Origin of the sequence: Enterobacter asburiae, from assembly GCF_007035645.1 — a bacterium.
GTDB lineage: Bacteria > Pseudomonadota > Gammaproteobacteria > Enterobacterales > Enterobacteriaceae > Enterobacter > Enterobacter asburiae_B.
On the sequence record NZ_AP019632.1, the window covers coordinates 2349752 to 2367565 of the forward strand.

25 protein-coding genes are annotated in these 17814 nt (G+C 57.0%); 9 read left to right on the forward strand and 16 right to left on the reverse strand.

What is annotated here, in order from left to right:
• Positions 1-3: 3 nt before the first annotated feature.
• Positions 4-1032 (forward strand): methionine synthase, encoded by a 1029-nt coding sequence (locus tag FOY96_RS11060; protein ID WP_023311627.1) that lies wholly within the window; start codon positions 4-6, stop codon positions 1030-1032.
• 4 nt (positions 1033-1036) lie between these two features.
• Here FOY96_RS11060 and FOY96_RS11065 read toward each other — a convergent pair whose 3' ends face one another.
• A complete protein-coding gene (locus tag FOY96_RS11065) occupies positions 1037-1969 on the reverse strand; it encodes a LysR family transcriptional regulator (RefSeq protein WP_143347048.1) in 933 nt (310 codons plus the stop codon).
• Positions 1970-2064: 95 nt separating this feature from the next.
• On the opposite strand from FOY96_RS11065, the gene FOY96_RS11070 reads away from it, so the two are divergent.
• Positions 2065-2499, forward strand: a complete 435-nt coding sequence (locus tag FOY96_RS11070) for a DMT family transporter (RefSeq protein WP_032657293.1) — start codon at positions 2065-2067, stop codon at positions 2497-2499.
• 4 nt (positions 2500-2503) lie between these two features.
• Positions 2504-2962: a DMT family transporter gene (locus FOY96_RS11075; protein ID WP_094935248.1), complete on the forward strand. Its 459-nt coding sequence runs from the start codon at positions 2504-2506 to the stop codon at positions 2960-2962.
• A 423-nt stretch (positions 2963-3385) separates the two neighbouring features.
• Here the strand turns inward: FOY96_RS11075 and FOY96_RS11085 are convergent, their stop codons facing one another.
• The 8 genes from FOY96_RS11085 to FOY96_RS11120 are packed head-to-tail and all read right to left on the reverse strand — an operon-like array spanning position 3386 to position 9257.
• A complete protein-coding gene (locus tag FOY96_RS11085; protein WP_058840650.1) occupies positions 3386-3910 on the reverse strand; it encodes a DUF3833 domain-containing protein in 525 nt (174 codons plus the stop codon).
• A complete protein-coding gene (locus tag FOY96_RS11090) occupies positions 3907-4431 on the reverse strand; it encodes a hypothetical protein (RefSeq protein WP_143347049.1) in 525 nt (174 codons plus the stop codon). The genes FOY96_RS11085 and FOY96_RS11090 overlap by 4 nt, the downstream gene beginning before the upstream one ends.
• Positions 4428-4913, reverse strand: coding sequence for a DUF2878 domain-containing protein (locus FOY96_RS11095; RefSeq protein ID WP_143347050.1), 486 nt, complete (start codon positions 4911-4913; stop codon positions 4428-4430). The genes FOY96_RS11090 and FOY96_RS11095 overlap by 4 nt, the downstream gene beginning before the upstream one ends.
• Entirely contained in the window at positions 4910-6130 is a 1221-nt protein-coding gene (locus FOY96_RS11100) for an SAM-dependent methyltransferase (RefSeq protein ID WP_126793971.1), read from the reverse strand. The genes FOY96_RS11095 and FOY96_RS11100 overlap by 4 nt, the downstream gene beginning before the upstream one ends.
• Complete coding sequence (locus tag FOY96_RS11105) at positions 6127-6849, reverse strand: DUF1365 domain-containing protein (protein WP_143347051.1); 723 nt, start codon at positions 6847-6849, stop codon at positions 6127-6129. The genes FOY96_RS11100 and FOY96_RS11105 overlap by 4 nt, the downstream gene beginning before the upstream one ends.
• A 1-nt stretch (position 6850) precedes the next feature.
• Complete coding sequence (locus tag FOY96_RS11110) at positions 6851-8110, reverse strand: NAD(P)/FAD-dependent oxidoreductase (RefSeq protein WP_143347052.1); 1260 nt, start codon at positions 8108-8110, stop codon at positions 6851-6853.
• On the reverse strand, positions 8107-8826 hold the full coding sequence (locus FOY96_RS11115; RefSeq protein ID WP_032657315.1) for an SDR family NAD(P)-dependent oxidoreductase: 720 nt from the start codon (positions 8824-8826) through the stop codon (positions 8107-8109). The genes FOY96_RS11110 and FOY96_RS11115 overlap by 4 nt, the downstream gene beginning before the upstream one ends.
• On the reverse strand, positions 8823-9257 hold the full coding sequence (locus FOY96_RS11120) for a nuclear transport factor 2 family protein (protein ID WP_048977880.1): 435 nt from the start codon (positions 9255-9257) through the stop codon (positions 8823-8825). Before FOY96_RS11120 ends, FOY96_RS11115 begins: the two co-directional genes overlap by 4 nt.
• 255 nt (positions 9258-9512) lie before the next feature.
• Between FOY96_RS11120 and FOY96_RS11125 the strand changes: the two genes are divergently transcribed.
• Positions 9513-9710, forward strand: coding sequence for a hypothetical protein (locus FOY96_RS11125; protein WP_023311615.1), 198 nt, complete (start codon positions 9513-9515; stop codon positions 9708-9710).
• A 1-nt stretch (position 9711) separates the two neighbouring features.
• Positions 9712-10500: a hypothetical protein gene (locus tag FOY96_RS11130; RefSeq protein WP_143347053.1), complete on the forward strand. Its 789-nt coding sequence runs from the start codon at positions 9712-9714 to the stop codon at positions 10498-10500.
• On the opposite strand, the gene FOY96_RS11135 is transcribed toward FOY96_RS11130, so the two are convergent.
• From FOY96_RS11135 to FOY96_RS11145, 3 genes are all read right to left on the reverse strand, one after another.
• Complete coding sequence (locus tag FOY96_RS11135) at positions 10481-10993, reverse strand: GNAT family N-acetyltransferase (protein WP_143347054.1); 513 nt, start codon at positions 10991-10993, stop codon at positions 10481-10483. The two genes, FOY96_RS11130 and FOY96_RS11135, sit on opposite strands and share 20 nt — an antisense overlap.
• A gap of 18 nt (positions 10994-11011) precedes the next feature.
• Positions 11012-11416: a VOC family protein gene (locus FOY96_RS11140; protein WP_032639272.1), complete on the reverse strand. Its 405-nt coding sequence runs from the start codon at positions 11414-11416 to the stop codon at positions 11012-11014.
• A 67-nt stretch (positions 11417-11483) separates the two neighbouring features.
• Entirely contained in the window at positions 11484-11822 is a 339-nt protein-coding gene (locus tag FOY96_RS11145) for a winged helix-turn-helix transcriptional regulator (RefSeq protein ID WP_023311611.1), read from the reverse strand.
• A gap of 90 nt (positions 11823-11912) precedes the next feature.
• Here FOY96_RS11145 and FOY96_RS11150 point away from each other — a divergent pair, with 90 nt between their 5' ends.
• A complete protein-coding gene (locus FOY96_RS11150; protein ID WP_033145455.1) occupies positions 11913-12692 on the forward strand; it encodes an SDR family oxidoreductase in 780 nt (259 codons plus the stop codon).
• 51 nt (positions 12693-12743) lie between these two features.
• On the opposite strand, the gene FOY96_RS11155 is transcribed toward FOY96_RS11150, so the two are convergent.
• Positions 12744-13322 carry a TetR/AcrR family transcriptional regulator gene (locus FOY96_RS11155; protein ID WP_143347055.1) on the reverse strand — a complete coding sequence of 193 codons (579 nt, stop codon included), beginning with the start codon at positions 13320-13322 and terminating at the stop codon, positions 12744-12746.
• Positions 13323-13425: 103 nt separating this feature from the next.
• On the opposite strand from FOY96_RS11155, the gene FOY96_RS11160 reads away from it, so the two are divergent.
• On the forward strand, positions 13426-13893 hold the full coding sequence (locus FOY96_RS11160) for a nuclear transport factor 2 family protein (RefSeq protein WP_023311608.1): 468 nt from the start codon (positions 13426-13428) through the stop codon (positions 13891-13893).
• Between the two features lie 39 nt (positions 13894-13932).
• Here the strand turns inward: FOY96_RS11160 and FOY96_RS11165 are convergent, their stop codons facing one another.
• The 3 genes from FOY96_RS11165 to FOY96_RS11175 all read right to left on the reverse strand — a co-directional run bounded on the left by FOY96_RS11165 (position 13933) and on the right by FOY96_RS11175 (position 16368).
• The gene (locus FOY96_RS11165) at positions 13933-14472 is read right to left on the reverse strand and encodes an ester cyclase (protein ID WP_126793994.1); all 540 of its coding nucleotides are present in this window, start codon (positions 14470-14472) and stop codon (positions 13933-13935) included.
• Positions 14473-14536: 64 nt separating this feature from the next.
• Positions 14537-15256 (reverse strand): SDR family oxidoreductase, encoded by a 720-nt coding sequence (locus FOY96_RS11170; RefSeq protein ID WP_143347056.1) that lies wholly within the window; start codon positions 15254-15256, stop codon positions 14537-14539.
• Complete coding sequence (locus FOY96_RS11175; protein WP_143347057.1) at positions 15253-16368, reverse strand: alkene reductase; 1116 nt, start codon at positions 16366-16368, stop codon at positions 15253-15255. Before FOY96_RS11175 ends, FOY96_RS11170 begins: the two co-directional genes overlap by 4 nt.
• Positions 16369-16467: 99 nt before the next feature.
• Between FOY96_RS11175 and FOY96_RS11180 the strand changes: the two genes are divergently transcribed.
• Together FOY96_RS11180 and FOY96_RS11185 are read left to right on the forward strand one after the other, a co-directional pair.
• Positions 16468-17379: a LysR family transcriptional regulator gene (locus tag FOY96_RS11180; RefSeq protein WP_143347058.1), complete on the forward strand. Its 912-nt coding sequence runs from the start codon at positions 16468-16470 to the stop codon at positions 17377-17379.
• A 113-nt stretch (positions 17380-17492) separates the two neighbouring features.
• Positions 17493-17807, forward strand: a complete 315-nt coding sequence (locus tag FOY96_RS11185) for a PTS sugar transporter subunit IIB (RefSeq protein WP_033145449.1) — start codon at positions 17493-17495, stop codon at positions 17805-17807.
• The last annotated feature ends 7 nt before the right edge of the window (positions 17808-17814 follow it).

The window sequence follows — 17814 nt, forward strand, 5'->3', positions numbered from 1 at the left end:
ATTATGAAAACATTGCTCCCGACTTCTACGGCTGGCAGCCTGCCTAAGCCGACCTGGCTTGCACAACCTGAAACGCTGTGGTCACCCTGGAAATTACAGGATCAGGAACTCCTGGCGGGTAAACAGGACGCGCTGCGCCTGTCTCTGGATGAGCAGATCCGCGCGGGTATCGATATCGTCAGCGACGGAGAACAGACCCGCCAGCACTTCGTCACCACCTTTATTGAACACCTGAGCGGCGTGGATTTTGAAAATCGCCAGACGGTGCGCATTCGTAACCGCTACGACGCCAGCGTGCCGACCGTGGTTTCAGCCGTTGCGCGTCAGAAACCGGTATTCGTGGACGATGCGAAATACCTGCGTCAGCTCACGGACAAGCCGATCAAATGGGCCCTGCCCGGGCCGATGACCATGATCGACACCCTTTACGACGCGCACTATAAAAGCCGCGAAAAGCTGGCCTGGGAATTCGCCAAAATCCTCAATCAGGAAGCGCGTGAGTTAGAGGCCGCGGGCGTGGATATTATCCAGTTTGATGAACCGGCATTTAACGTCTTTTTTGACGAGGTGAACGACTGGGGTATCGCCGCGCTGGAGCGCGCCATTGAAGGGCTGAAGTGCGAAACCGCGGTACACATCTGCTACGGCTACGGCATCAAAGCCAATACCGACTGGAAAAAGACGCTCGGCTCAGAGTGGCGCCAGTACGAAGAGGCCTTCCCTAAGCTGCAGACCTCTAATATCGACATTATCTCCCTGGAGTGCCACAACTCCCGCGTGCCGATGGATCTGCTGGAGCTGATCCGCGGTAAAAAGGTGATGGTCGGCGCGATTGATGTGGCAACCAACGCCGTTGAAACGCCGGAGGAAGTCGCCGATACGCTGCGTAAAGCGCTGCAGTTCGTCGATGCCGACAAGCTTTACCCGTCAACCAACTGCGGCATGGCTCCGCTTTCACGTCAGGTGGCTAACGGCAAGCTGAAAGCGCTCAGCGCCGGCGCAGAGATTATCCGCAAGGAGCTCGGCGCGTAATCCCTTACGTTTGCCAGTAGAGCGGCGTACCGAAAAACGCCACGTAATAATCAATCACCGCCCTGACGTTCAGGGGCGGATGACGTGCGTTAGGATAGATCGCCGCAATATTGAGTGGCTCCGTGTTGATGGCGCACGCCATTTCCGGCAAAAGGGCGACCAGCTCCCCCCGCTTCAGCCTGTCGCCAATCAGCCAGTCCGGAAACAGGACGATCCCCATCCCGCCCAGCGCGGCAATAAGCAGCGACTCCGCATTATTGGACGTCATCAGCGGCGCGACGGGATAATGCACCCAATTCTCCCCTTTGCGACGCACGAGCCAGCGGTTAGGCCCGGACGAACCGCGGTAGACCAGACATTTGTGCTGGCTCAGTTCGGCCGGGTCGGTCGGGACGCCGTGTTGACGCAGATACGCGGGCGACGCGGCGAGGTGGTAGCGCTGCTGCCCAAAAACACGGGCGTGGAACGTCGAATCCGTCAGCGTGCCGATGCGGAAGATGAGATCGGCGGCATCCCGGTGCGGGTCGATAAAGTCATCGGTCAGCGTCAGCTCTATGGTTAACCGTGGATAACGCTCGGCCAGACCTGCCAGCCCGGGCGCAACGTGTCTCTGTCCAAAAAATACCGGCCCATTTATGCGGACCTTGCCGGAGGGTTCGGTCGAACGTTCATCCAGCTCACGACGCGCCTCTTCGAAGTTATCGACCATCGCCCGGGCATAGCGGATAAACAGATGCCCGCTTTCCGTGGGGATCACCGCCCGGGTATTGCGATAGAACAGCTGCTGGCCGAGCGCGTCCTCAAGCTGATGAACAATGCGCGACACCTGCGAGGCAGAGATTCCCTCTCGTCGCGCGACGACGGAAAAGTTCTGCGTTTCATAGACGGCAATAAACAGCAGCAGTGAGCGAAGGTTCATGCTTCCGGCATCTGACATTAATGCATTTCCTGCAAAGGTGTTTCCTGCATTATGGCATTTTTCTCACTGGTCTACCGACGTAATCTTCTTCGCCTGAAAACGGAGGAAGCGTAATGCAGTTTGTTTTGATTTTACTGGTGATTGCCGGCGGGATGGGCCTCTCCGTCGAGGCGGGGCTATTGGGGCCATTAGGGGGAGAAGTGGGCGATTTATGGGCGACGTTCAGCATTTTTGGCGTCGGCGCCGCGCTGACGTTTCTGCTGATGCTGTTTTTCAGCCCGCGTAACAGCCCGTCGTTTTTCGCCCAGCCCGGCTGGCAGCTGCTCGGCGGCGTGCTTGGCCCTGTTTACGTGGTCATTCTGACGATCGCCACGCCGACCATCGGCATCGCTCTGACGATGATTGGCATTCTGGCTGGTCAGGTTTTTAAAAGCCTGATCATTGACCACTTTGGCCTGCTGGGTACGCCGCACAGGAAGATAAACGCAAAACGTATCGTGGCGCTGGTTTTTATTATTGCGGCACTGGTTCTGGTCGCGCAGGGGTGATGATATGACGCTGATAATGATTCTTCTGGCCGTCTGCGGCGGCGCAACGCTGAGCATTCAGGCCGCGATTAACGGGCAGCTCGGCAGCAATGTCGGGGTATTTAAAAGCGCGTTTCTGACGTTTTCCGTCGGCGCGCTGATAACCGCCCTGCTCATTTTCTTCTTTGAACCGAAGCAGGCGGTCACGCTGCTGGACGTGCCGAAATGGCAGCTCATCGGGGCGATGTTCGGCGTGCCCTACATTGTGATCATGGTCGTGGCGGTGCAGCGCATCGGCACCGCCGTCGCCACGGTGGCGGTGATATTCGGCCAGCTCGCCATGAGTATGTTGATTGATAACTTTGGCTGGCTGGGGAATGCGGCCATTCCGTTCTCGACGAGTCGTCTGGGGGCGATTGTCTGCCTGGGGATAGCGCTTGTCTTTATTTACTCGGGTAGTAAAACCCGTTCTGCCGGGACATGACACCACACCTTGCGGACACAGCGTAGACACGAAACAGTTCCCTCGCCCCTTTGGGGAGAGGGTTAGGGTGAGGGGAACATAAGGCTGTAGTGGTGATTCCGTTCACTTTATGTTTCTTGCTACTCTGTTACGACATAACCTGTGAACGTGCCAGGGTGGCTCAGTCGCCACCACCCTGGCGACCCGGGCTCCCGGCGGTAAATCGCCGCTTCGCGGTCCCTTCGGCTTATTCCTTCCGGCTTATCGGGGACGGGCGGAGGTAACGTCCCTGTAAAGCCCGCCCTCTCGGCGCATCCATGCGCCTCGCCCCGGCCTGCAGGAAACGCCCCAGCGATTTACAGCCGGACCAGGTCATCGCTGCAAAATAATCATGTCATTTTAAAAAACCTGAATCGCTTCTGATTAAGAATTGAGTGGGATTCCTTATCCCTTGGTAAAGAACAGCGTCACCGTGGCGACGGTGACGCCAAATTTCTTCATCTCGGTTTTGTTAAACAGATGCGTCTCATCCTGCAAATACATCCAGTCGTCGAAGTTCAGTAGCCAGGTGCTGCCGTTGGCCTTCACGTTCATGCTGTAATGCCAGTTAAAGGCGTTGCCTGCGGCCTGCCCCGTGGCAACCCCTTCAATATCCCCTGCCGTTCCCTCGTAGCGATCGTTCCCCACGCGGCGTATATGCCAGACCCGCTGCTGCTTCTCGCCATCGTCGTAGACAAAGTGCTCGTTGAGCGTCAGCGTATCGCCGATAACGTCTCCGGCAATCTCAACGTGGAAACGGCGGATCTGCTTGCCGCTGCGATCCTGCACCATCCCCCACGCTTCGGTTTTGCCCTGGAAGTAGTGGAAGATATCAAGCCGCGGCTGCTGCTGGCGATACTCGGCCACCTCAGTGCTACAGCCCGCCAGCAGCATCGTGAATGCCAGCGCCATCATCAGGATACGTTTCATTTTTGGCCTCCGATTAACTGCTGACGCAGCTCAGGATATTGCGTGCGGGGATCGAGCCAGATGGCCAGAAAACGGGTGCTGAACGCTTCCGACTGGCGCGCTCCGAGTGGAATAAAGGATGTTTGCGCCGCTGACGCGCGATACCAGAACTGCCCCTGCTTATCGTTGAGAACAAACGCCAGCTGTGAGCCCGGGCGGACATCCGGCCAAAGGGACTGGAGCATCCGCAGCCAGGCTTCGCTTTGCGGCTCCTGGGCCAGGATCCCCTGCGCCTGCCACTGGTCGCGGGTCGCCTCAACCAGTTCATCGCGATCGATGTCCCGCGCATAGGTAATAATCAGCGCCTGATCCTGATTGTCCCGGCTGTAACGGCCATCCGGGGTGCGCAGCTGGGAGGTGTAGACGGTGAAAGGTCCCCAGGTGAGCGTGGCGTCACCCACCTTCCGCCAGGCAAGCCAGTCGGCGGCCTGGGCAACCGGAACAACCAGCGTCAGCCAAAGCAGCAAAACCACAGATCTCATTTTTGTCTCCCCATCAGCAGGTGGAAAAACAGCATCAGTACCAGCCAGCCCGGCGCCATCCAGCTCACGACGATAAAGGTCGGCTCCAGAAACGTGATGCCCCCCAGCCGCTCGCCGAACAGATAGGCCACCGGTCCGCCCACGGCGGCCAGCAGGGTCAGCAGCCAGCCGGGTAGCGTGGTGGTGCGCGTCAGCTGCGTCCAGACCGTGGCGAACATCAGCCACAGTGCCACCATCCATAACGGCATCAGGGACTCGCCCGTAAAGGCAATCAGCCCGGTCAGGGCCCAGAGTGCGTCCAGCAGACTGCCCGCCGCGGCCAGCCCAATGGCGTAAAAACGGTAAGCAGGCGGCAAGAGCAGGCACGCCAGGATCGCCAGCGCAAGCCAGATAATCAGGCCCTGTTCGCGAAAGAGCACCACCAGCACCCAGTAGAGATCGAACGCGACGGCGAGCAGGAAGACCTGAAGGTAACGTCTCATACGCGCTCGGCGGTCAGCTGCACCACGCTGATGGTGCGAGCGTTAAACCCGGCCTCACAGTAGCCAAAGTAGTACAGCCACATGCGGCGGAACCGTTCATCGAAGCCGAGCTTTTCAATCTCCTGCCAGGCATGGACAAACCGCTGCCGCCAGTGGGCCAGCGTGCGGGCGTAGTCGGGGCCCATGTCGAAAAGATTGCGCACCACGAAATCGGTGTGGCGCGTCATCAGCTCGTTCATCGCGGTAATGCTCGGCAGGAAGCCGCCGGGAAAAATGTAGCGCTGGATAAAATCGACGCTTTTGCTGTAGTCGCGATAGCGCTGGTCCTGAATGGTAATGGCCTGAATCGCCATCCGTCCTCCGGGGCGCAGCCGCGCCTGGCAGGTGCGGAAGAACGTGGGCAGATAGCGTTGCCCGACGGCTTCAATCATCTCGATTGAGACCAGCTTGTCGTACTGTCCGGTGAGGTCGCGATAGTCGCAGAGCAGTACCTCAACGCGATCCTGCAACCCCGCGCGGGCGATCCGCTCTGTCGCCCAGCTATATTGCTCCTGCGACAGCGTGGTGGTCGTCACCCGACAGCCGTAATGACGCGCCGCGTATTCCGCCATCGCGCCCCAGCCGGTGCCAATTTCCAGCAGGTGGTCACCCGGACTTAGCGCCAGCTGGTCACACAGGCGCGCCATTTTGGCCTGCTGGGCCGCCGTCAGATCCTGCTCGTCACCAGTAAACAGCGCGCTGGAATAGAGCAGCTCTTTATCCAGAAAATGGGCGTAAAAGGTATTGCCCAGATCGTAATGGGCGGCAATATTTTCGCGCGCCTGCATGCGGGAGTTACGCCGCGTCCAGTGGCGTATCCGCTCCAGCGGCCTGCCGAGCAGACGGAACCCGTTTTCCAGACGCCCAAGCACCTCGCCGTTTATCGCGAGCAGTTCCAGAAGCGGCGTGAGGTGTGCAGTTTCCCATTCGCCGTCCATCCAGGCTTCTGCCGCAGCAAGGCTCCCGCCCGTTAAGACGCGCCAGTAGACGCCGGGCGTGAGGATCTGCACGTCGGCATGCAGCGCGGAGGATGACTCGCCAAAATGGAAGGTCTGCGCCCCTTCACGCAGCGTGAGCGAGCCGCCGCGGATACCGCTTAACAGACGAAACAGCAGCCATCGTGCGATGCGGACGTTGCGCGGAATATCGGGTTCTAACGCAAAGACGGGATCGGTCATGAGCGTTCACTCCTGCTGACGGGATGGTTATACAGCGGCACGCGCTTGAGCCACAGGCGCAGCGCCTGCCAGTAAATGGCAAAAACGGTTTTCAGGGTCATGAGCGGAATGCGCAGCAACAGCGAGCGCAGCGCGGGGCGCGTCAAAGGCTCCCGGCGCAGCGCCAGCGTGGCGTCAAAAACCTTCGCTTCCTGATGATTTTCAATGTGCATATGCAGCGTGTTATCCGGGTCGTTAAAGCGCCAGTGGTAGATCATGTCCATCGGGTTGAAGGGGGAAACGTGAAACGCTTTTTCCGTCGGCTGCGCATCCTGTCCGTTGACGGCATAGTAATGACGTTCATTCCACGGCGTGTTGCGGACCTCCGCCAGCACCCAGCGCAGCGTTCCCTTCCCGTCGTAGCAGTAGTAAAAGTTGACCGGATTGAAATGAAAGCCGAAATAGCGCAGCTGCGTCAGGAGCATCACCCGCCCGTCCGGACGTTCCCCGGTCAGGCTCTCCAGCCTGCTGAGCACGTTCTCTTTAAGCGGCGCGCCGAGCGGATAGTCAGCGTCGTGGAACGAGGCGGCGGCAAAGCGATTGCGCCGCACGCCGATGGACGGCAGCAGCGGCAGTTCATCGAGATCCAGCCAGGCCATAAAGACGCTGTAGCTGAATTCGTGGGTTTTCGGCTGAAGGCGGCGGTGGCGTAACATGCCGTGGTAGAGGCAGCTGTTCATCTCAGTTCCCCTCTCCGGCCGCAATCGCGTTGACCACGTCCAGCGCGCTGCGGACGCCATCTTCATGAAAGCCGTTGTACCACCAGGCACCGCAGTACCAGCTCCGGTTATGACCGTTGATCTCGCCGCGCCGCGCCTGCGCCCGCCAGCTTTGCGGGTTAAACAGCGGATGTTCATAGACAAAGCGTTGCAGAACGAAGCGTTCATCCACCGGCGCGTCCGGGTTGAGGGTAACGCAGAATAGCGGACTGCCCGCAGGCAGCCCCTGCAGGATGTTCATGTTGTAGGTGACGCAGGCGCTGGCCTGCTCGTGAGCGCTCAGGCGGTAGTTCCAGCTTGCCCACGCGCGCCGCCGCTCCGGCAGCCAGCGCGGATCGCTGTGTAAAACGACCTCGTTGCGCTGCCAGCCGATATCGCCCAGCACCTCGCGCTCTGCGGGCGTCGGGTCATCAAGCATCGCCAGAACGCTGGCGGAGTGGCAGGCAAAAATCACCCGATCGAAGGTATGGCTGCCGTTTTCAAGCTGAAGCGTAACCCCGTGCTCGTGGCGGCTCACCCGCTGCACCGGAGAATTGAGATGCAGATTCAGACGGTCGCCCAGCTTGTCGAGCATGGCGCGGATATACTCCCGCGAGCCGCCCGGCACCACGTACCACTGCGGGCGCTGGGTGATATCCAGCAGCCCGTGGTTCTGGAAGAAACGTAAGAAAAGCGGCAGCGGGAAACGCTTCATCTCCTGCAGCGACGAGGACCAGATGGCGGCCCCCATCGGCAGAATGTAGTGGCGCGCAAAAAACGGCGTGAAGCCGTGCTGTTCCAGAAACGTTTGCAGCGTGGCGTTCGGGTCCACCTCCCCGTCCAGCGCCTGTTTCGCCAGACGATTGAAGCGGACGATCTCCCCGAGCAGCCGCCAGAATGCCGGATTCACCAGGTTTCGGCGCTGGGCAAACAGCGACGTCAGGGTGTGTCCGTTGTACTCCAGCCCCGTCGCCGGGTTGTGCACCGAAAAGCTCATCTGCGTTTTTTGTCCACTGATGCCCAGCTCGCTGAGGAGGCCCATAAAGCGCGGATAGGTACGATCGTTGTAAACGATAAACCCGGTATCGATCGCGTAGGTGCCCTGTGGCGTCGGGACGTCAACCGTTGCGGTATGGCCGCCGGGCGTGGCGCCCGCTTCAAACAGGGTCACCTGATGGTGCCCGGCCAGGCGCCAGGCGCAGGTCAGCCCGGCGATGCCGCTGCCGATAATCGCAATGTTCATGAACGCACCATCCTGCGCAGCAGCGCGCGCTGAAGAAACGCAGGCAGCCCGGAGAGCAACCGCAAAATAAAGCCAAACCCGTCAGGAAACGCGATATGCATTTTCCCTGCCGCCAGCCCGGTACGGATCGCCTTGACCGCCTCGTCGACGCTCACCCTGCCCGGCATGGCAAAGTCGTTTTTGCGCGTCAGCGGCGTATCAACAAAGCCCGGGGAGACCACCGTGACGGCAATTCCTTTTGGCTCCCAGTCCAGGCGCAAACTCTCGGCAAACCAGCTCAGGGCCGCTTTGGACGCGCCGTAGGCCTCTGCCCGTGGGAAAGGTAGCCAGTGGGCCATGGAACTCACCAGCACTACGCGGTTGCCAGCCGTCAGCTGGGGCTGCAGCGCGTCAAGACAGTTCACCGGGCCGAGGAAATTTGTCGCCATAACCCGCTCCACCAGCGCCGCATCCACCACGCCTCCATCGAGATATTCGCAGGTACCGGCGCAGAGAATAATCAGATCGGCGTAGCTGCCGGTCAGCGCCTGGCGACAGGCATCCCTGTCTGTCATATCGAACAGGCGAACGGTGAGATTGGGGCAGGTCTGATGCAGCGCTTCGAGGCGCGCCGGATCGCGTCCGCAGGCAATCACGTGGTAGCCGTCTGCGGCAAAGGATTTCGCCAGCCCGGCGCCAATGCCCGAGCTTGCGCCGGTGATCAGTACCGTTTTCATGATTTGACCCTCCGCTTCACGCCGCGTACCGCCCAGCCCAGCAGAGGAAGGTGTTCGTAGATCATCTCTCCCGCATCGTAGTAGTCGCGCTGGTGCGTGATGAGATCGTTTTCCGTGTCCACCACCGAACATCCCGGCAGTTCGAGCGGCTCTCCCCCGGCAATGCGCGGATGCGACCAGTGCATTACCCAGGTCACAGCAAACCGGTTCCCGCTGCACAGCGGCGTATCGATGGTAAAACGGCAATGCTCGACGTTGGCCAGCAGATGGGTGAAATAGCGCTGAAGCGCGAAAATCCCGTCATGCTCGCCAAACGGATCGATAAGCGTGGCATTCGAATGGTAAAGCCCCACCAGCGCGGACGGCGGCTGGCTATCCAGTGCGGCGTAGTACTCAACAAACCGACTCACGACAGAGGGCAAAGTGCTCATGGGTCACATCCTGGCTGTAAACAACGTGGCGTAATCGCATACCTAAAACTTACACAATTAACGTTATTTGTCCAAGTTTGTGGAGATTTATTTTTTATTCTGGCTATATATCAATAATTTAAAGTTGCGCAAAAGAGTGATTTTTCAGGCCGGGTAACGCGTAGCCGCCACCCGGCTTTAACTTTCAGGATATCCTTAAGGCAAACTCGCCGGTCTTCTTCCAGGCTTATCCTTTTTATTCATAAGGATGTCCTCGTGAAACGTTTCTTTCTCTCCCTTTTCTCCAGCCCGGAATCCTTACTGCAGGTGATGAGCCAGCAGGAAATCATAGAAGCCGTCGAAGATGGCGATCGCATCATTATCGACCAGGACGGGAACGCCTCGGTGAACTACAAAAGCAACGAGGTACGGCAGGATTTTCTGCGTCACGTCAACATGCTGAAGAGGGCCTGATATGGGAACGGCGATATTTATGGTGCTGATGGTATGCGGGTACTGGTACACCAGCCGCGACCTGTCGACACGCTTTAAAATCAAGCGCTCCTTTGGCTGGGACGTCTATTTTCTTGTGGCGCTGTACGGCTGTATTTTCGTTCTGCAGGGCGTGATTGCCACCGGTCTGCTCTGGCTGCTCCTGCTCTCTCTTTCTGCAGCCAACAACGCTTTTCACTTTGCCTCGCCGAAATATACCGACTGGCAAATCGACTTTATGAACTGGAGCTTTTTAGGCATTCAGGCGCCGGTGGTCGTGATGCTGGCGTTTGCCATCCTGTTTTGCCTCTACCGCTCTAACTGGGCAGGCAGCGCCAGGCTGGACGGCGAAAGCCGGAAAAAGCTCTACAAACGTCTGGCGCAGTCGAGCGGTATTGAACAGCTGCTGTATCAGTGTATGGAGCAAGGGGAACTGGCGCAGGTCACGCTGCGGTCGAGGCGGATTTACGTCGGCATGATCCACACCGCGACGCTGGAATATGAAAAAACGGCCAATATCGTGCTGATTCCGATGTTAAGCGGGTACAGAGATGCGAAGACGATGAACTTTCGCATCGAGAATAACTACAGCAAATGGTATGCGGAGCATGACATCACGCTCGACTCCGAACCCCGCAGCGCCATGTCATTCCGGAAGGTGATTTTACTCAATCAGATTGAGAGCCTCTCGCTGTTCGATCCCGCCAGCGCCAGCGCGCTGTCGCTGGCACAGCGCGACGAGAGCTCTCGCTCTAAAGAGACATCCCCATAATCCTGATTATGCTCTGCTGTGATGCGGTTTCGAAAAGGACGTTCTTAACGCAGAGCATGCCCTGCTTCTGGTAGAACCGGTACGCTCCCGCGTTCTGCTCAAGCACTTCCAGCCAGAGATAGTCTTTTCCCCTGCTCCGGGCCATGTCGGTGATGCTGTTGAACATCACCTGGCCATAGTTCTTGCCGGTCTCGGTGGGATCGAGGTAGAGCTTGTTGAGGAGAACGCCCTTCTTGTCCGTTTCCGGGAGCAGGGCTTCCCAGGTCACTTTCATAAATCCCACTGGCCGATCGGTCTCAGCAACATACCAGGAAACAGCGTTATCTTTCAGGCTCTGTTCAAGTACGGAAAGCGCGTACTCGCCGTCCAGAAAATCCTTCATCTCTGCCTCTGACACCCACAGATGCTGAAAATGGGCGGGATAGATTCGGTATCCCAGCTCGCTTAAGAGCGCGGCATCGGCACGGGTGGCCTGTCGAATTTGAAGCGTCATGGAAAGTCTCCCTGGTAATCACCCGCGTTGGGCATTTTGGTAGAGATCCCAGCGGTTGCCGTAAATATCTTCAAACACCACTACCGTACCGTACTCTTCCTCACGAGGCTCTTCACAGAAATGAACGCCTTTGTCTTTCATGGCACGGTAATCGCGCCAAAAATCGTCCGTCTGGAGGAAGAGGAAAACTCTGCCGCCGCATTGATTGCCGATAAAGCTTTCCTGCCTCTCGTTAGAAGCGCGAGCCAGCAAAATGTTGCAGTCACTTTCCGGGTTGGGTGAGACGACCACCCAGCGTTTACCCGGTTGAGGCGTATCCTCTACGAGGGTAAAACCCAGCTTATCTGTGTAGTATTCAATGGCGCGATCGTAGTCATCAACCACAATAGCCACGCAGCCAAGGCATCGCTTCTGTGTTCTCATTTTTCGTTTCCTTTGCATAAATGGGTTACGGGCACGCTATCCCATTGCAGCGTGCTGGCCGCCGGATTTACTGGCTTGCGTAAGCCTCGCGCTTTTCTGCCCATTTCAGCATGGCATCAAGCGCCGGACATAATGCCTGCCCCCAATCGGTGAGGCGATACTCCACTTTCGGTGGCACTTGCGGGTAGACCATCCGCGAAACGATACCATCGGATTCAAGTTGCCTGAGCTGCTGCGCCAGCATCTTCTGGGAAATACCGGGGATCAGTTTTTCGAAATCAGAGTAGCGCTGCACTTTTCCGTCGAAAAGATGAAAAAGAATAATTAATTTCCAGCGGCCTTCCAGCAGCCGTAACACTTGCTCCACGCCGCTCGCGGCAGATTCCGGACTATATAACTTACTCATAATTCAGTAGCTCACTTTTTCGTGCGTACTTGTCAATTTCTCAGTCTATGTTGAATATACCTGTACTGTAAATAACGGGAGTGCAAGGTCATGTCATTAGATATTGATTTTAAAGGCAAACGCGTGCTTGTTACCGCTGGCACGAAAGGGCTCGGAAAAGCGGTCGTCGGGCTTTTAAAACAGCTCGGTGCAACGGTATTCACCACTGCGCGCCACGAGCCGGACGTAGATGTCGCAGATACTTTCGTCGCCGCTGATCTTACGACGGTCGCTGGATGTGCCGCTGTCGCATCTGCAGTTCAGGAGCAGATGGGAGGCGTCGACGTGATTATCCATGTTGCGGGCGGTTCAACCTCACCCGGTGGCGGTTTTGCTGCGCTTGGCGAAGAAGAGTGGCAGCAGGAGCTCAATCTTAATTTGTTGCCTGCAGTACGCTTAGATCGCGCCCTGCTTCCCGGAATGCTCGCGCAGGGAAATGGGGTGATTATTCACGTGACGTCTATTCAGCGCGAGCTGCCGTTACCGGAATCAACAACGGGTTATGCGGCGGCTAAAGCAGCCCTCTCAACCTACAGTAAAAGCCTTTCAAAGGAAGTCTCACCGAAGGGCGTTCGGGTGGTGCGCGTTGCACCCGGCTGGATCGAAACTGAAGCGGCGGTTGCACTGGCGGAGAGGCTGGCAAAGCAGGCAGGTACAGACTACGAAGGCGGCAAGCAGATCATTATGAAGGCGCTAGGTGGAATACCGCTCGGACGCCCTGCCAGACCGATAGAGGTGGCCAACCTCATCGTCTTCCTCGCTTCATCGCATGCTGCGAGTATCACCGGTACTGAATTTGTGATTGATGGCGGCACCATTCCCACAGTGTAACGCGGGTGCTTAATCGGCTCGGTGCGAGAGTTGATTAAGCACCGGGGAATATCACTGTTTGGACAGTTTCTCCAGGCCCTTTTTTAACGCATGTCTAACCGTTTCTGAATCCATGCCCATCTGTGCATGAATAATTGCGCCGTCAATGAGCAGCATGATTTCATTGACGACGCGCTCATCAGCACTCTTCGTCAGCAAGGCAATAATTTTCTTTGTTTCTGATTTATGACTGCGGCATATCTCTTTTATTTCGTTTTCAATATCTTCCGATTTCGCCTCTGCGCTGGCGTTAATAAACGCGCAGCCGTGGAACTCGGGCGAAATAAACCATTCGTAAAGCGTTGCGGATATCGCATCAGCAGGTATTTCGCCTTGATCGAGATGTCGACGCAGCGTGGTCTCAAACCAGTTAATCCATATTTCATGCCGGTAGTTCAAATAGGCAAGAATAAGCAAGCTTTTACTCGGGAAATGGCGATAGAACGTCACCTTGGTCACTTTAGACGCTTTAATAAGCGTATCCACCCCCGTCGCCCTGAAGCCCGTGGAATAAAACAGATCGTGCGCCGTGAGTAATATCTTATCTCTGACGCTGATTTTAGTATCGTTGTCTGCGGGTTCTGTTTTCACTTTTGGGTAGCCTCTAAAATAATGTTGACAGCGTTATTTTACAGGCATAGATTACCGCAAGTAGACAGACCTGTCTACATAATATAACACTGAGGTAATCGCCATGAACACACGTCCTCCTTTACCGCCCTTCACTCGTGAAAGCGCCATCGAAAAAGTCAGACTGGCAGAAGATGGCTGGAACAGCCGCGACCCGGCGAAAGTCGCGCTTGCCTATACGCTGGATACCCAATGGCGTAACCGCGCAGAGTTCGCCACCAACCGTGAAGAAGCCCAGGCGTTTCTGGAGCGGAAATGGAAAAAAGAGCTGGACTATCGTCTGATTAAAGAGCTCTGGGCATTTACGGAGAACCGGATCGCGGTGCGTTATGCCTATGAATGGCATGATGATTCCGGCAACTGGTTCCGCTCTTACGGCAATGAAAACTGGGAGTTTGAACCGGACGGACTGATGAAGCGCCGCTTTGCCTGCGTAAACGATATGCCGATCAAAGCCTCTGAGCGTCTGTTCCACTGGCCGCTGGGCAGACGCCCGGACGATCACCCTTCGCTGAGCGATCTTGGCTTATAGGATTTTTGCATCACTCCGGGCCGCCCCGGAGTGATGAATTTACAGCGCGCCCAGCTGTTTCATCAGCGTCAGGTTGTCCTCAATATGCCAGTTAGCCACAATTTTACCGTCACCAATCTCATAAATATCCGTGGCGATAAAATCAATTTTCTGCCCCTGTCCTTTCAGCTTGCCAAATGTTCCGGTGAACGTGCCGTGAAAATGTAAATGCGAAACCACGCGATCGCCTGAAATAATCATTTGCTCAACGTCACAGCGCAAATCAGGCACGGCTGCGCGAAACGCTCGGGACGCTAAAATAGCGCCTTCCGGCCCCTGCCTACGCCCTTCCGGAGGCGTTTTATCAATAAAACCTGCCGCCAGGGCATCACGCGCCAGGGTTTCATTACCCGTGTTCCAGAATGAAGCATATTCTCTGGCAACGGCTTCATTCACCTTTAATTGCGCCTGCGGCAGGCTGTTGTCCACTATAAGCTGTTTCGGCTGAAGCCATTCCCCCTGCGCGGAAATCGCATTGCCCGACAGACCTGCAAAAATAACCATCGCTACAGCCGAATAAAAATACGTCGAATATTTCATGATATCTCTCAATAGAGTATTACATTACCCGCAGTCGATTTCCTGCGGTTCAAATCAGAGAGGGTCAGTTAATTAACGCCCCGCCTTCAATATCAATGACCGACCCCGTGACAAAGGGATTATCAATGGCGAAAAGATATCCTTGCGCCACGTCCTCCGCCCTTCCCCAGGCTTTGGCTGGCAGGGTTTCCGCCGCGCCAGCGAGCATTTTTTCCCGCGCGGCGGCGTCCATGCCCGCATACGCTTCCGTGTCGGTCAGCCCCGGACTCACGACGTTGACGTGCAGCGGTGAAAGCTCTTTCGCCAGCACTTTTGTCGCGGCCTCGATGGCGGCATTCATCGTCGTTTTAACAATGGCGCCCGCCACGGTGCGACGCGCCACGAACCCGCTGGTGAACGTCAGCGTACCGCCGGGGGCGATGTTCCCGCAGAGATAGCGGGCGACATTGATGCTTCCCCAGAATTTTGTATCAAAAGCCAGCCTTGCCGCGCGGAGATCCAGCCCGGAAAGAAGCCCTCCCGGTGCCTGTGAACCCGCCGTAACGACGATATTATTGACCTCACCCAGCGTTTCACCGAGTGCGACAAGCTCTGCCTCACGACTGATATCCAGCACGAGGGTATGAACAGACGCGGCGTGGGCGCTCAGCCGTTGCCGCGCAGCGTCCAGCTTCGCGCCGTCGCGGCCCGCGAGAATAATCTCCTCGCCGCGCCCGGCAAGCAGGCTGCCCACGGCGAAACCGATGCCGGAAGCGCCGCCGATAATTAAGGTTTTACGGGTCATAACGTCTTCTCCTGCAGGGTGTAAATGGGGTAATCGGTATATCCCGTCGCGGTGCCGCCAAACAGCGTGGCGGGATCGCGCACCTGGGCCAGAGGCAGCTGGTGCGCCAGCCGGTGGGGTAAATCCGGGTTGGCAATAAACGTCCGTCCGAAGGCAATCAAATCGGCATAGCCGGCAGCAAGGATCTTTTCCGCTTTTTCAAGGTCATAGTTCCCCGCGACTATAAGGGTTCCGCTAAATGTCTCGCGTAGCGATTGTCGGAACGGCTCAGGCACCTGCGGCGCATCGTCCCAGTCGGCTTCCGCCAGGTGGATGAACGCGATCCCTTCTTGTTCACACCAGGCCGCGAGAGCGAGTATGGCTACCGTCACCTGCGGATCGTTCATCCCGCGCTGGGTAATAAACGGGGAAAGGCGAATGCCCGTACGCTCGCGGCCAATGGCCTCGGCAATGGCGCTTAGCACCTCCTGAGCAAAGCGGATCCGGTTCGCCAGCGTGCCGCCGTACTCGTCCGTGCGTTTGTTGGAGGTTTGACGAAGAAACTGGTCGATCAGATAGCCGTTTCCGCCGTGAACCTCCACGCCGTCAAACCCGGCCTGAACGGCATTCAGTGCCGCCTGACGATAGTCCGCGATGATGCTGTGAATGTCCTTGCGCGAGAGGGTTCTCGGCTGCGGACAGTCAACCATTTGGCCTTCCCCCTTTTCATTCACCACCCACACCTGCGCGTCCGGCGCCAGTGCTGACGGGGCGACGGGCTGACCATCCTGATGAAAGCTGGCGTGCGACATTCGCCCGACGTGCCAGAGCTGCGAAAAAATCACCCCGCCCGCCTGATGCACGGCGCCCGTGGTGAGCTGCCATCCTGAAACCTGCTCAGGCGAATGGATGCCGGGCGTCCAGGAGTATCCCTGGCCCTGAGGCGAAATCTGCGTGGCTTCCGTGATGATTAATCCGGCGCTGGCCCGCTGCCGGTAATACTCCGCCATCAGCGCCGAGGGAATATTTCCCGGCTGAAGGGAGCGCGCGCGGGTCATCGGCGCCATGACGATACGGTTTTTCAGGTCTTGCTGACCCAGCCTGTAGCGTTCAAAAAGTGAGGTACGTTGCATGTTTTCATCCCTTATGGTTTGGATGAAATCACTTTACAGTCGGCATCTGATTTTGATAATTACGCTAAAATCAGATGCACTTTTCGGAAAATATGAATAATGGGTAAACTCGAAGACATGGCGTTACTGGTGGAAGTTGCCGAGGCTGGCGGTCTTTCTGCCGCCGGGCGACGCCTGTCGCTTTCCCCCGCCACCATGACGGCCAGGCTGAAGGCGATTGAGGAGCGTTACCAGACGCGCCTGTTTCACCGCTCAACGCGATCGATCGCGCTGACCCGCGCCGGGGAAGAGTTTTACCATGCCGCGCTGCGCGTGCTGGAAGAAGTGCATCACGCCGAGTCGTTACTGACGCAAAAGGAAGGCGTGCTCAGCGGCAACATTCGCCTTTCTGCGCCCTCGGACTTTGGCAGACAGTATCTCAGCCCCGCCGTCGTGGAATTCTCCCGACGCCATCCCGACGTTAAATTTTTCATCTCGCTAAGAGAAAACGTTGAGGACCTGGTCGCTAACCGGCTGGATATGAGCGTGCGTTTCGGCAACCTGCCGGACAGCAGCCTTGTCGTCAGAAATATCCGCCCGAACCATCGGGTGCTGGTCGCCTCCAGGGAGTATCTTAACGAACGCGGCATCCCCGCCACGTTTGCCGATTTAGCTCAGCACCGGTGCCTGGCGCTTGAGTCTCAGGGTGTGGTGATGAACGAATGGCGCTTTGAAAAAGATGGCGATGAAAGCGTCGTTCGCGTAGAGCCAGCCATGGTGTGCGACGACGGGGCTTTGCTTCGTCAGTGGGCTCTCAGCGGGGCTGGCATCGCGGGGAAATCGTGGTGGGACGTCAAAGACGATGTTGAAACCGGAAGGCTCACGGTACTGTTTGCCGACAGCTTCACCGGCTTTAGCCGATACGATCGCAAAGATGTCGGCCTGCAGCTTGTTTACCCCCAGCGCAAACTGCAGCCGCTTCAGGTCACGGCGTTTAGCCAGTTTTTTCTCGACTGGCTAAAAAAACAGTAAAATTAAATCGCGTCAGGCATCTGCGGTTAATTTCTCGCCAAAATAAGAGATGGCGCGCATTTCGGTGACAACCTCAGGACTACTCTGTGTGCGGTTTTCAGGAGGTACAAAATATGAAAAAGCTTCTGATCTGTTGTTTGTTTGGTAATACCGCAAACTCTCTCGCCAAAAAGATGCAGTCTCTGGCAGAACGCGAAGGCTATCCGCTGATGATTAGCGCTGTTGGGCTGGATAACTTCGCCAGCGTCGCTCCCGCTTTCGATGGTTTCCTCATCGCGCCGCACATTCAGTACAAACTCGATGAGATAAAAGAAACGGTGGGCAATACGCGTTCAATCGCCATTATTGAGAGCCTGCCCTATGCCTCTCTCGACGCGAGGAAAGTATTGAATTTCGTGAAGGAGCAGATGCCTGAACTGGCTGCCTGACAGATAA